The 12,338-nt window shown below is 58.2% G+C and carries 16 protein-coding genes and 1 pseudogene; 9 read left to right on the top strand and 8 right to left on the bottom strand.

What is annotated here, in order from left to right:
- The first annotated feature begins 56 nt into the window (after window positions 1-56).
- Together RHPLAN_RS39045 and RHPLAN_RS06665 are read left to right on the top strand one after the other, a co-directional pair.
- Window positions 57-209 (top strand): hypothetical protein, encoded by a 153-nt coding sequence (locus tag RHPLAN_RS39045; RefSeq protein WP_157100099.1) that lies wholly within the window; start codon window positions 57-59, stop codon window positions 207-209.
- A gap of 1,591 nt (window positions 210-1,800) precedes the next feature.
- Complete coding sequence (locus tag RHPLAN_RS06665; RefSeq protein ID WP_068015070.1) at window positions 1,801-1,983, top strand: hypothetical protein; 183 nt, start codon at window positions 1,801-1,803, stop codon at window positions 1,981-1,983.
- Between the two features lie 547 nt (window positions 1,984-2,530).
- Here the strand turns inward: RHPLAN_RS06665 and RHPLAN_RS39050 are convergent.
- Window positions 2,531-2,800: a hypothetical protein gene (locus RHPLAN_RS39050; protein ID WP_157100100.1), complete on the bottom strand. Its 270-nt coding sequence runs from the start codon at window positions 2,798-2,800 to the stop codon at window positions 2,531-2,533.
- Between the two features lie 465 nt (window positions 2,801-3,265).
- Here RHPLAN_RS39050 and RHPLAN_RS39055 point away from each other — a divergent pair, with 465 nt between their 5' ends.
- The 3 genes from RHPLAN_RS39055 (at window position 3,266) to RHPLAN_RS06675 (ending at window position 6,519) form a co-directional block, all read left to right on the top strand.
- Window positions 3,266-3,412 (top strand): hypothetical protein, encoded by a 147-nt coding sequence (locus RHPLAN_RS39055; RefSeq protein WP_157100101.1) that lies wholly within the window; start codon window positions 3,266-3,268, stop codon window positions 3,410-3,412.
- Between the two features lie 655 nt (window positions 3,413-4,067).
- Window positions 4,068-5,138 carry a sensor histidine kinase gene (locus tag RHPLAN_RS06670; RefSeq protein WP_068015074.1) on the top strand — a complete coding sequence of 357 codons (1,071 nt, stop codon included), beginning with the start codon at window positions 4,068-4,070 and terminating at the stop codon, window positions 5,136-5,138.
- Window positions 5,139-5,790: 652 nt separating this feature from the next.
- Window positions 5,791-6,519, top strand: a complete 729-nt coding sequence (locus tag RHPLAN_RS06675) for a Crp/Fnr family transcriptional regulator (protein ID WP_068015077.1) — start codon at window positions 5,791-5,793, stop codon at window positions 6,517-6,519.
- A 33-nt stretch (window positions 6,520-6,552) separates the two neighbouring features.
- Here the strand turns inward: RHPLAN_RS06675 and RHPLAN_RS06680 are convergent, their stop codons facing one another.
- From RHPLAN_RS06680 to RHPLAN_RS06690, 3 genes and pseudogenes are all read right to left on the bottom strand, one after another.
- Window positions 6,553-6,744 carry a hypothetical protein gene (locus RHPLAN_RS06680; RefSeq protein ID WP_068015079.1) on the bottom strand — a complete coding sequence of 64 codons (192 nt, stop codon included), beginning with the start codon at window positions 6,742-6,744 and terminating at the stop codon, window positions 6,553-6,555.
- 138 nt (window positions 6,745-6,882) lie between these two features.
- On the bottom strand, window positions 6,883-7,176 hold the full coding sequence (locus RHPLAN_RS06685) for a hypothetical protein (protein WP_198164747.1): 294 nt from the start codon (window positions 7,174-7,176) through the stop codon (window positions 6,883-6,885).
- Window positions 7,177-7,332: 156 nt separating this feature from the next.
- A pseudogene (locus RHPLAN_RS06690) lies at window positions 7,333-7,536 on the bottom strand (MaoC/PaaZ C-terminal domain-containing protein); the annotation flags it as partial.
- A 917-nt stretch (window positions 7,537-8,453) separates the two neighbouring features.
- Here RHPLAN_RS06690 and RHPLAN_RS06695 point away from each other — a divergent pair.
- Window positions 8,454-8,636, top strand: a complete 183-nt coding sequence (locus RHPLAN_RS06695) for a hypothetical protein (RefSeq protein ID WP_068015089.1) — start codon at window positions 8,454-8,456, stop codon at window positions 8,634-8,636.
- 159 nt (window positions 8,637-8,795) lie between these two features.
- On the opposite strand, the gene RHPLAN_RS06700 is transcribed toward RHPLAN_RS06695, so the two are convergent.
- Genes RHPLAN_RS06700 through RHPLAN_RS06710 form a run of 4 tightly spaced genes read right to left on the bottom strand, consistent with a single transcriptional unit; the run spans window position 8,796 to window position 10,875 of the window.
- Window positions 8,796-9,185, bottom strand: coding sequence for a ParB/RepB/Spo0J family partition protein (locus RHPLAN_RS06700; RefSeq protein ID WP_068015092.1), 390 nt, complete (start codon window positions 9,183-9,185; stop codon window positions 8,796-8,798).
- On the bottom strand, window positions 9,182-10,306 hold the full coding sequence (locus tag RHPLAN_RS40900; protein WP_442971807.1) for a recombinase family protein: 1,125 nt from the start codon (window positions 10,304-10,306) through the stop codon (window positions 9,182-9,184). Before RHPLAN_RS40900 ends, RHPLAN_RS06700 begins: the two co-directional genes overlap by 4 nt.
- A 42-nt stretch (window positions 10,307-10,348) precedes the next feature.
- Entirely contained in the window at window positions 10,349-10,513 is a 165-nt protein-coding gene (locus tag RHPLAN_RS40910; protein WP_335341058.1) for a recombinase family protein, read from the bottom strand.
- The gene (locus tag RHPLAN_RS06710; RefSeq protein ID WP_237180064.1) at window positions 10,513-10,875 is read right to left on the bottom strand and encodes a DUF2924 domain-containing protein; all 363 of its coding nucleotides are present in this window, start codon (window positions 10,873-10,875) and stop codon (window positions 10,513-10,515) included. The genes RHPLAN_RS40910 and RHPLAN_RS06710 overlap by 1 nt, the downstream gene beginning before the upstream one ends.
- A gap of 95 nt (window positions 10,876-10,970) precedes the next feature.
- Between RHPLAN_RS06710 and RHPLAN_RS40780 the strand changes: the two genes are divergently transcribed.
- The 3 genes from RHPLAN_RS40780 (at window position 10,971) to RHPLAN_RS06715 (ending at window position 12,327) form a co-directional block, all read left to right on the top strand.
- Window positions 10,971-11,093, top strand: a complete 123-nt coding sequence (locus tag RHPLAN_RS40780) for a hypothetical protein (protein ID WP_257730345.1) — start codon at window positions 10,971-10,973, stop codon at window positions 11,091-11,093.
- Window positions 11,094-11,636: 543 nt separating this feature from the next.
- Entirely contained in the window at window positions 11,637-11,849 is a 213-nt protein-coding gene (locus RHPLAN_RS40990) for a hypothetical protein (RefSeq protein ID WP_442971823.1), read from the top strand.
- Window positions 11,812-12,327, top strand: coding sequence for a hypothetical protein (locus tag RHPLAN_RS06715; protein ID WP_068015095.1), 516 nt, complete (start codon window positions 11,812-11,814; stop codon window positions 12,325-12,327). Before RHPLAN_RS40990 ends, RHPLAN_RS06715 begins: the two co-directional genes overlap by 38 nt.
- Window positions 12,328-12,338 lie beyond the last annotated feature (11 nt).

A 12,338-nucleotide genomic window follows, 5' to 3' on the forward strand; every position in this document is an offset into this window, starting at 1 on the left:
AAGATCTCGGCACTGGGTCTGCGGGTCTAGGCGCGATTGTGGTAAGGGTGATTTGCATGGCCAAAACAGCCAAGAACCCCAAGTTGACCGACGCCGACCGGCATAAGCGCTTCGTGGCCATGGCCCATGAGGTCGAGGCGTCTGAAGACCCCAAGGCCTTCGACAAGGCGTTCAAGAAGGTCACGGCGAAGCCGACCAAGAAGCGATGATGGCACGGCATCCGAACAACGGTCCGACGTTCTCCAAGCCCACGATCAAGAAGCCGCGACCGGCCGCGCCGTCGCCAGCCAAGCGTCAATCAGATGACGAGCAGGCCGCCAGAGATGCGGCTAAGACGCGAGAATTCGCCAAAGACCCGGCGGCGTGGGTGCGGAAGTCATTTCCCAAGGCTTAGTGGCTGGGTATGTAAAGTGTATCGTCGCCTTTCGCAGTTTCCGTAGCTGAAAGTTTCCGTGCCGATGGTGGCTGTCGGGCATACGCGAGGGGAAATCAGCCGGTAGGTGAGGCATGCTGACCGGGAGTTCGAAACCTTCCTGCTCCGCCAGTCCTGCCAACAACTGATTTCTCCGCAGCCCGGCAGTATCGCGTTTTAGCCGCTGGTATTTGCGTGGTTTTCAATCGGACCTCAGTACTGGCAAACGGGAAGCCGGCTTCAGAATCGTTCTCTGATTGCCATTTTTCTCCAGACCTCAGTACTTGTGGTTGGAAGTACTGAGGTCGAAAGACCAGCAAAAATGCGGGTCAGCAATATCGCAAGTTCGAATTCCTCTCGCTCATCCCGGCCTTGACGGACCCCGGCGCGCTGCGGTGCACTGCCGCGCGATTTTGGTCGCAAACGGAGAACAACAGACGTTGGGGTAAATTTCCTGGTCAACCGACATGATGTGGTTGACCCGACTCGGACATCGGACGCCTGGATACCCTGTTCATCAAAGTGTTCTTTTTCCTGATCTGTTCCCAAAACAGGGGGGACTGGCCCCATTTCGAACTTATTGGCCCCTTTTGATTTGAGGGTTGGCTCCTTTTGGATTCGGCCACAGCATCTGTTTTGCTTCGAGGCTGAAACTCGGAGGACAGGTCATGAGGACCACATTGCTCACGGCGACTGCGCTGGTTGCCTTGTCGTCTCTTGCTATCGCGCAAAATCAGCCTTCGGCAACTACCGCTCCCAAAGCGAATGAAGCGGTTGATCCCACGATGCCCAAGATGCCCAAAGGTGCGGGCTAACGCCAGACTGCATTACGATGTACCTTGCCGAGTGTCGTCAGCAGGTACATGCATCACAGAACCACTGCCGTATCCGCCATATAGGCCAAGACCTGATTGCGGGTACTGGCCTGTTTCGACCCTTAGTGGCCAGTGGTCAATTTTCATTTGATCGACGAAAAAAGCCCCAGCTCGTTGATAGGCCGGGCGCTCTGGAAGGTGGTCGGCCCCGGAGCATTACGAGGGCCAGGCAGCCAGAAATATACCGCATTCCTGTTTTGGTTTTGATGGGGGTTCTTCCTGACAAAGACGTCCTTGAGCCCAGCGCGGTTCTTCCTACCCTGATCCGCCATGAACGATTCATTGCGCACTTGGATCGCTGTGGTCGGCGGGATCATCGTTCCGGAGGTCGTGGTCGCCGGCGTGCTGATGTTTATGTTGTAGGCCGCCACAGTTAGGGTCAGGTAAGGCCTGACGCCTTGATTTTTGAGTAATCAGGCTCGGCTACGCTGTGTATGCCGGGATTGCGTCTGAGCCTCGGCGTTCGACTGACAGGGAGGCTCCGGCACAAAAGCGTCGGAGCCTTTTGCCCAAATGATCACAGTCTATCGATACAAGCTTTTCGACCAGCGCGACGGCGAATGGATCGTGCAGATTTCGAAGGGCACGAAGGGCCGAATAGAAGCCCTCGGCGGCGGCATCATCGAGGGCACTGCGGAGCAAGTCGACGAGTCTCTAATCGACAATGAAGGCCGCTATATTCCGCCCCAGGTTTAGACCGCTCAGTTGGCGGCCTCTTTCGTTTTTGTGTGATGTCTATTCATGGCACATCGCGTCATTTCGTTGCGATGGACGGCATGTCCGGTCTTGGAGCAACAGCCGACATCGGGCGACGCTGTGGACTGCACTGGCCGGTCGAAAATGACCCGACTCGGACATCAGACGGCTGCACTTCCAGTTCAGCGACCGCTCGCAGTCGCCGCGTGTCCGATCTGCCCCAATCTCGACCCGTTGAGCTGACGTTGTTTTCACGTCGGCTTTGTGCCGCGAGCCGACGTCACGCCAATGATGGAAGAGGCCGCCAACGGAGGTGGCCCTCACGTTCCGATTAAGGTGTCGGCTCGACTGACAAATGAAAGGCCGGTCTCCTCGTTACCGTGGCGGCGTCTCGCCGACCGCCGCTCCTGGTCTGACCTTTTGCTTGCGGCGATGATCGACTAGAGCGAGGTTGCGTTCCCAAACATCGGGAGCGCTGGGCGTTCCGGCATGCGCAAGGCCCAGCCCCGGGGAAGGCTGGGCCTTACTCGATCACGCTTACGCGGGATCAAAGCGTCAGGCCGGGGGGAGTGTGAGACCCACGCTGCAAGTAGGCTGGCTGCATTTTCGATGCCCAGAGACTTAAGGCTTTTTGGTGCAGAACTTCCGGATCGCGCTCGCCGTGTTTTGCCGCGGCGATGATCCACGTTCCGATCATTTCGCGGACAGTTGGGGTCAGCCCCGAAGGTTGAAGCGAGCTGCAAGTGCGGTCGTATGCGACGATCATCGCTGCGAGCTCTTTTTCATCGAAGCAAGTGCTTTGTTCGTGAATACCCACCATCACCTCCCATGAGTCTACAGGCGGGAGTACCACCGACTCTCAGTCACCGAGGCCCGAAGCTGTTTCGGTGATAAAGAAGGCTAAGCAGCGTGGAATCTGGAATCTGTACCGTTTTGATCACTTTCAAAGAGGCCCACTGCATTATTTAGAACAGGAAGTCCGGCGCGCAAACCAGCGCGGCCTACCGCTTGCGATCTTGTTCGGTTTGGGCCACCTCGATTGGCGGCCTTTTTCACTGCACCAGTGTCCGGTTTCGGGATGAGCGGTGGTCTGCTTTTATTTTCAAATGTGAGCCATTTGGAACAGTCCCCACCTCGATTTCGCGGGAGAGTCGCGAATTGCATATCCGGTCGGTACGCCGGGTAGCGCCCGCTGGGGCACTACTTCGGCGGGCGCATTTTCCAGACCCAGGGAGCGCGCCCGTTGCCCCAACCAAATTGCCGCTACTGCGGGAAGCCTTTGATGGTCACTTCCGCCACCGCATTCATCTGTCCGGCGTGCGGGATGGTGGAGTTTGGCGATCCTCACGCAACCCAACAACTTCATCTGCAGTTCCAGCCTCAACAGCAACAGCAACAGCAACAGCAGTCGCAAGGCAAGAAGGAGTAGGCCGCCTCAGGTGGCGGCCTCTTTCATTGCAGCAAGACAACGGCTGGCATCCCCGTTTGGCTTCCGTGGGGCACGCGCGTGCCATCATCTGGAACCCAGAAAAGTGGTCTGTTTTGGCCATGTCAGGGGTTGGCCGCCGGAACGAACATCAACCGCCGCAGCTTACACAGCATCGGCTATCACGCTGACTGAGAGACGCTACAGCGCTCCCGAACAGCAAGGCGCGTGATGGCAGATCCCCCAACGCGTTCCAAAGGATGGGCGCAGAAAAAGCACACTTGCGGTGTCGTCGCATCCCTCACAGCCTTGGTCTGCCCTGCATGCGGGATGGTTGAGTTTGTGGAGGCCCCAGCACAGCCGCAGCAGCTCCAGCAACAACAGCCGTAGCCAAGGAAAGACGAGCCTGAGGAATAGGCCGCTTCCGCTGGCAGCTCCGGTGACGTTGCTTCATTGTCGCGGCCGGTGCTTCATAACGATGGCACCATCGACGTGGCGGTCGCGCATGAGTAGGGCGCTTCCACTTGGGCGCATAGGTTTGCGATGCGTCACCTTTCCGTGAACCCACCCTGAGCAATTCTATACAGACTCCCGTTCGGCACAGATTCTAGCTTGGACGCGCCGAGGCAAGTTTCCGAGAGCGCGGCGGAGCGTGTTCATGCAGACAACCAATTTCAGGGATCAGTTTGCCGACGTGGCGGATGCTTGTGCGCTGGCTCAAAGCATCGTCGATACTGTCCGCGAGCCTGTTCTGGTGCTCGACAAAGGACTTCGCGTGATTGCAGCGAGCCGGTCCTTTTATTCGAGTTTCCAGGTTCGGCCGGAAGATACCCAAGGCAAGCTGCTCTACGATTTGGGCGATGGTCAGTGGGACATTCCAAAACTTCGCGTGTTGCTGGAGCAGATCATACCCGAACACGGCGTGATGGAGGGTTACGAGGTCGAGCACGAGTTTCCCGGTGTTGGACATCGCACGATGTATTTGAATGCGCGTCAGGTAGTCTACAAAGCAGGCGCCGAAAGTACAATTCTTCTTGGCATTGAGGATGTCACTGAACGGCGAATCTTGGAGCGCGAAAAGGACGAGTTGTTGCGACAAAGGGAGGTGATGCTGGAGGAACTGCAGCACCGGATTGCAAACAGCCTGCAGATCATCGCCGGGATCATTTTGATGAAAGCGACGAGGGTCGAATCGGAAGAGACGCGCGCTCATCTACACGATGCGCACAAGCGCGTCATGTCGATCGCGGCCGTGCAGACCCAGCTTCACGCGTCCGGAATCTCCGGACCCATCGATATGCTGCCTTATCTCTCGAAGCTGTGCGATATCCTCGCGACCTCGATGATTGGCGACAATCGGCAAATCACGATCAAAGTCGTCGGCGAAGGGGGCGTTGCTACTCCCCGTGAGGCTGAGAGCATCGGCTTGATTGCGACCGAGCTTGTCATGAACGCCATCAAGCACGCGTTCCCAGCCGAGCAAAGCAACGGCCGGATCGTCATCGCGCATGACGTCGATGGGACGAACTGGAAACTTTCGGTCGCCGACAACGGGATTGGCCGGCCCGACGGCACATTTGCCCAGTCAAAAACCGGACTCGGCACCGGTATCGTGAAGGCGCTCGCGCAACAGCTTGGTGCCAAGGTTGAGACTTTAGCCGACCCGGAGGGCACGACAGTCTCGATCACTCACGCCACGTTCTGGACCAAGGAAAATCGAGCCGCATAGACAGGTGCGGAACGAGACGCCATGTCTGCGCTCCCGCAACAGCGGGCGCGTCATGCGGATCGCCAGAGCGAAGCTCTCAGGCAAGCTCAGGCGGCGTGTCATACAAGCGCGCCGCCGGTCGTGACGCCACCGTGATGCAAGCTGCTTCAGATCTTGCGGCGATGGTTATTAGGCCAGCCTCGTTGCGACGATCAAAAGCACGAGCAACGCCGGCACCACCAGCGGGGGCACCAGCCACGGACTGATCCGATTGTAGAAACTCATGGATTCCTCCTTTGACGTGGGCAAAGAGCCCGACCAGGGGGCCAGAGCAGGCGGGAGCGCAGAACTGTCTCTCAGTCACCGAGTCCCGGAAGCTGTATCGGTGATGTTGCGAGGTTGCGCCTTGGGCAAGGCGCTGGCTGATCCAAACAGACCGTTGTTCTTCTTCGTGATCGCGGCAATTCACACTCGCGGCGAAGGCTTGCGACTTTGACCTGTCCGATCGCTTCCAACAATCCTGTGTCCGCTACCGGACGTTGGCCAGTCCGATCGCTTCTAACAATCCTGTGTCCGCGACATTATGTTAACAGACCACCCACAGCGGCCCTGTGGCCAGGGGTTGGTGGCGGAGAGACAATCGAGCTCCCGCCTGGTCTGACAGGAAGCTGGGATGTCTCGTCCACCTCGAAAAAAACCCATCAAGCCCAGCATAAACCACAAGCCGGCAAGCGGCGCGTTGTTTGATCCTGCGGTATTCTTGGCAACGGCGGCTCCAGGCCGCGAGATTTCCACGCATTCAAAGAAAGACATCATCTTCGCTCAGGGCGGCGACGCGGATGCGGTTTTCTATATCAAGAAAGGCAAGGTCAAGGTCGCCGTTGTATCGAAGGATGGAAAAGAGGCCGTGGTAGCGCTCTTGGGACCAGACGAATTTGTAGGGGAAGGTTGCCTGATCGGTCAGCCGAAGCGGTTGGCGACAGCGTCAGCGATGACGGAATGCGAGACGATGCGAGTGGCCAAAACCGAAATCCAGCGACTCCTCCAGCAGGAGCCCGCGTTTTCGCAAATGTTCGTCGTCCACGTTCTGGCGAGGAATGCCCGGGTTGAAGAAGATCTGGTCGATCAGCTTTTCAACTCAACCGAGAAACGTCTTGCGCGGTTGTTGTTGCTGTTGGCCAATTTTGGAAAAGCAGGCCGCACGGAGCCAATCCTCGCAAAGATCAGCCAGGAAACGCTGGCCGAGATGATCGGCACGACGCGGTCACGCGTGAGTCACTTCATGAACAAGTTTCGCAAAATGGGCTTCATCAATTACAACGGACATCTCGAGGTTCACAATTCGTTGGTGGGCGTGCTTCTGGCCGATCAGCCCCGCGCCGTGAGCGCGTCCAAGGAGTGACAACGCGGCGCCCGATCTTGCGAACCGTCATTGTTACTTCATTCGCCTGCCCTTGAAATAACCGGCATTCGTCGTGTTCTGCTTGATATTGGCGGTCTCGCCCTTTTCCGCGGCGTTGCCGTGATGCTCGTGCTGAACAAGTTTCTCGTCTGCTTGCCTGGTCTTGCCCGGCGTGCCCTTGTTGCTACGGTTCGCTGGAGGGATCGGCGGCATGTGGTTCGGCATGATCGATGTCCTTTTCAATTGACGAATGACGCAGCGGGCGACCCATTGCGGGGACAAGCGGCGCAAAAAATTCGTCGGTTGAAGCACAATACAAAAGCAATGAGGGGTCGACGATTTGCCGACCCCTCGACTGCGATATCACTTCTGCTGTTGGCTCTTGCCGTGCGCTTCATCGGAATGCTGATGGGCGACTTTCGAATGCTGCAGAGCCTCCGAGGATTGTTGCTTGCCCTTTGAATGGTCGTTGCTGCCGTGCTGTTGGGCCGCGGCCCGATGAGACTTCGCACCGGTCTCGTGATGCTCGGCAGCCTTGATGTGCGCGTCCTTCGGCATTTTGGTTCTTTCTGTTGGCCGGGAAATCCGGTGGTGCATATCCGTAGACAACGGCGGCCGAAACAGGTGCCGATGATGGCGGAAGAAAGAAGCAGACACGAGGGAACCATTGCTGGCTCCCGTGCATCATCGCGCCTTCGCTATTTCACCTTGGCAAACGCCGCGTCAGCATCGCTCAAACGCCTATTGCCCGGTGACTTTGATGTCGGCGGCTTTGACGAATGTCCGCCCACCGCGCGATTTGATCTTGACGCACATCCTCATCAGGATGCAGCAGACATGCCAGCCCGACGCGGCGAGCCCGCCGAGCATGGTTTCGCGCGCCGCGTCCTCGTCGAGATGCATCGGCTGCGGATCGAACTCGGCCGCGAACGCGATCATCTCGTCGTGCGGCAGACGGCGCGGCCCGTGCTCGAAGGTCCGGCCGGGCGTGAAATCTTCGAAATGGAGCTGAGGCACTGGAGGCTGAACTTTCGGCGAGTCTGAGCTTGGCAGGCGAAGTGCGTATGACGTCGATGGGACAAACTGGAAGCTTTCGGTCGCCGACAATGGGGTTGGCAGGCCAGACGGCACATTTGCCCAGTCAAAAACCGGGCTCGGTACCGGTATCGTGAGGGCGCTCGCGCAACAGCTTGGTGCCAAGGTTGAGACTTTGGCCGACCCGGTGGGCACGACAGTCTCGATCACTCACGCCACGTTCTGGACCAAGGTAAATCGAGCCGCATAGACAGGTGCGGAACGAGACGCTGATGGCACATCGCGTCATTTCGTTGCGACGCGACGACATGTCCGGTCTTGGAGTAACAGCCGACATCGGGCGGCGCTGTGCACTGCAAGGGCCGGTCGAAAGTAACCCAACTCGGACATGGACATCTGCACTCTTTGATCACTGGTGGCCGGTTTTGAAAAGCACAGTGGCTTATTCCAAGAGGCACTTTCTCGCTCGACGGCTGGAACGATGTGCAGCGGCGAGGGCTTTTCCGTTCGGTTCCACAGTGGTCTGTTTTGAACTGAGCAGTGAACTACTTTGGATCAGCGGGCGGCGGCGCAGTAAAAACCATACGCCCAGCACGATCACCAAGGCTCCGAATGTGAGAGGGACGTAATGCATTGCCCGGCAAGGCTAGCAAAGCGCCCGGCATGGAATAGCCTGTTTGATGTCGCGGGCGGCCTATTTCGGCCAGTACCAAGAGGGATACTGTCCGCACTTAAGCCCCTGTGTCCTAGGTGAATCAGGAAGTCTCCTGATTCGCCGACCGCCCCCGGTTCGGCCGCTCAGCCCATTGTCGGCTTTTTTGCAAATGTGAATCGCCTGATTTGGAACTCATAGGTAAACTCCATCCTTTGATAGGGCGACGGCCGATGGGAGGTTGGCCATGCAGGGGAAGACCTATTTTGATCGTGCTCAGGAATGCCGTAACCTGGCGAACAAGATGCACGGCGACGACAAGCAGAAGATGCTGAAGATCGCCGAGACGTGGATCGAATTGGCAAATGATGCGGTGGCGCGCGGACTCGATGTAACCATTGAGGATGAGCTGCCTGCGAAGGCGCATTGATATTGAGGCCGCCTCAGTTGGCGGCCTTTTTTCGTTTCGCGGCATAAGCCCTCGCATCCGATCCGATGCGACAGCTGGGCTTATATTATTTCTCTTCGCAAAAGTTGGTAAGATATTTCAACAGCAATAGAGCACCTCGCAAAGTATCGCAGGAGGAGCCTAGGGTTTCGCAAATTTTGATCGCTGGAATGCCCAGGTCGGGGAAATTCGTTCCGTCAGGCTTTGCGCCGTTAGTTGCGTTCGCCCATCTAGCGCGGCCTCGACGATATCGGGCGCGAGCAAATTGAGGCGAAGAATTCTGGTCACATAAGACTCGTTGATGCGCTCGGCTTTCGCCAATTCGCCGACCGTAGCGTATGTCCCATCATCCAGCTTTTGCTTCCATCTGTAGGCGCGCGCCAACGCCTTCGCGATCGAATCGTCGAAACGTGTCTTCGGTGATTGATGCGGCACTTGGCCAATTATGGTCTTGCGGCCACCGCGGACCGTGAACTTCAGCGGTACATGCACCGTCACGGTTGAAGTCAGCCGGCGTTGATCGGCTTTCATGCTGCGCGGTCCTGCGGCTCGGAGTTGGCCCGAAGATCATGCATAAGGCTACCGAGTCCATTCGTTCGCAGCGTGATGCCTGCGCCCGTCGTGCTGACCTCGACGCGTGCCACGAGCAATTGAACGATCCGCGCCTGTTCGGCCGGAAAGAGTTCGGCCCAGATTTCCGAGAAGCGGCGCAGATGTTCGCTGACTTGCCGCTCCGTCAACCCTTTGACGGTCTGCTTGGCTTCCCGCCAGGTTGCTACGACGATCTCCGGTGATTGCATCAGAAGCTTGATCTGGTACACCACAGCGGCCTCGATCTCGGTGGCCGGTATGCGCCGGATTGGGCTGCGGTCGGGCACGCCTGAGCGGAGCGCGCTCGTCGCAATGTAGTAGCGGTACAGCCGGCCTCCTTTCCGGGTGTGAGTCGGCGTCATGGGGACACCGTTCGGTCCGAAGATCAGGCCCTTCAGCAGTGCCGGACTCTGTACCCGGTTTCTCTGGGCGCGCTTCCTGGGGCTTTCTTTCAGAATCCCGTGGACCTTGTCCCAGAGCGCTCGCTCGATGATGGCTTGGTGCTCTCCCGGATAGGCCGTGCCCTTGTGCACCGCCTCGCCGATATAGGTGCGGTTGTTGAGCATTTTGTAGAGCGCGCCCTTGTCGATCAGCTTGCCGTAGTGGTTGCGGGCGTTCTCCTGCGCAAGCTGCCGGGCCAACTTGGTGTCGGAACCAAGCTTCACGAATCGTTTGAATATCGACCGGACTAGGTCGGCCTCGGTCTCGTTGATGATGAGCTTGCGGTCCTTGACCAAATATCCGAGTGGCACGAAACCGCCCATCCACATGCCTCTCCGTCGTGACGCAGCGATTTTGTCACGGATGCGCTCGCCGATCACTTCGCGTTCGAACTGGGCGAAGGACAGGAGCACGTTGAGTGTGAGCCGGCCCATGCTGGTGGTGGTGTTGAACGACTGTGTCACTGACACGAAGGTCACGCTCTTGCGGTCGACCACCTCGAGCAGCTTCGCGAAATCCATCAGCGAGCGGCTCAACCGGTCAATTTTGTAGACCACGACGATGTCGATGGCGCCGGCTTCAATGTCGGCGAGGAGCCGTTTGAGCGCGGGCCGGTCCAAATTACCGCCGGAGTAGCCGCCATCGTCATAGCGGTCGCCGAGCTACATCCACCCTTCGGCCCGCTGGCTCGCGATGTAGGATTCGCAGGCCTCGCGCTGGGCGTCGAGGCTATTGAATTCCTGCTCCAGACCTTCTTCGGTTGATTTGCGGGTGTAGACCGCGCAGCGGAGCTTCTTTCGAATGGCGAGGGTAGGTTTCGCCGCCATCACGCGCTCCGCTGGTTCTTCAGGCCGAAGAACACCAGACCGTTCCATCGTGTGCCGGTGATTGCGCGGGCCACAGCCGACAGCGACTTGTAAGGCCGCCCCTGGTATTCGAAATCCTCGTCCTGAACTGTGACGCAGTGCTCGACGCCCTGCCACTCGCGGATCATACGCGTGCCGGCGATCGGTCGAGTCTCGATTGTCGGGCGCCGCCGGCCAGCCTTGCCCTCGAGTTCGTCGGCCAGCGCTTCCAGCCGTTCGATGGTTTCGGGCTTGAGCCCGCCATAGGCCAATTCCTGGATGCGATAGGCCAGCCGGCTTTCCGGTTGTAGAGCGGCGGCTCCCGTTCGAACAGCTCGCGCCACTTCTGGCGCAGGGCTCCGATCGGGGCGGTTTTCAGGGCGGCCAATTGGGCCAAGACACCGTCAGCCATTTAGCGTTCTCCGGTCCAGGAGGTCGGATGTCCGCTCTGCTGTTCGAAAGTGTCGAGGAAAAATTCTCCGGTGCGGAGCGATTTTTCTCTGGACTGCCGCGCCAACATCCGGCTCAGGCCCGCGGCCAGAATTTCAGCGATTTCGCCTAGGTGTTCGGTTTCGCTGCGTGCCTGCATAGGTGCGACAACGGCGCACGCAAAGAAAAACGTCAATGGAAATCAATGGCTTGGTGAAATCCCGCGAAAAAATAAGAAGCCGAGAGTAGGCCACGGTTGTGGATTTTCCACGCGAGTGACGAGCTCCCATCGCGTCGCTCCGTCCAAGGTCGCAGACAGTATGGGGCGGTGGCTTTCGATGGGCAACTAAGGGAATTGCGTAACGCACCATCAGGGACACGTAACAACACCCTGTTCGTTTCAGCGATAAAACTCGGGCAACTCGTCGCAGCTGGAGCTCTCGACCTCCAAGAGGTCCGTGCAGGCCTGGAGCAGGCGATACTACCGTGGCCGAATTTGCGGAAGTCGCTCGCCACACTCGATCGCGGTTTGGAGCGAGGGTTGTCCGAGCCACGCGAAATTCCAGAACTGACGCAATCAAGCTCGAGGGCTGCCCAATCTGTGGGCGCTGTAAGAGAGCACACGCCACTCGACGAGAGACTGGCTCAGCTTGACGCCACTGATCGCGGCAATGCCATGCGGTTCGTCGAGCGAAATAGGCACAGACTTCGGCACTGTGAAAAGACCGGTTGGGTTTGGTGGAACGACGGCCACTGGTCCCACGAGGGCGCCGATGCGGCTGTGTTGCGTGCGGTGCATGAGACCGTCGATGCGATCAAGACGGAAGGCGCAATCAAAAGAGGACATCCCGATGGAAATACAAGCGAAGAAGCTACTGATTTGGGCTGAGAAATCGGCAGGGGCGCGCCACATGGGCGCGATCCCGACACATGCAGCACCCTATATGGTGGTGCACATCAACGACCTGGACTCGGACCTGTTTCTGCTGAACGTTCAGAACGGTACCATCGTCATTCGTCGTCTAGATGATGGCAATGTAAGCGTCACTTTGAAGCCGCACGATCCCGACGATCTCATCACTAGATTATCGCCGGTCACTTTCGATCCGGGGGCAACCTGTCCGACCTATGACGCGGCGCTCGCACACGTCCAGCCGGATGCAGACGTCCGCGCATTTTTGCATCGGGCCATCGGCTATGCGGCTACCGGAGATACGAGCGAACAAAAGCTGTTCTTCTTTTATGGTGGCGGACGCAATGGCAAATCCACGTTTGTTGACGCCTGGGCGTACGTGCTTGGGACGTATGCGGCCACCATACCGATTGAGACGTTCTTGTCGGGCGCTCAAAGCCGGTACGCAGGCTAGGCGTCGCCGCA

The sequence above is a fragment of the Rhodoplanes sp. Z2-YC6860 genome, assembly GCF_001579845.1.
Classification (GTDB): Bacteria; Pseudomonadota; Alphaproteobacteria; order Rhizobiales; family Xanthobacteraceae; genus Z2-YC6860.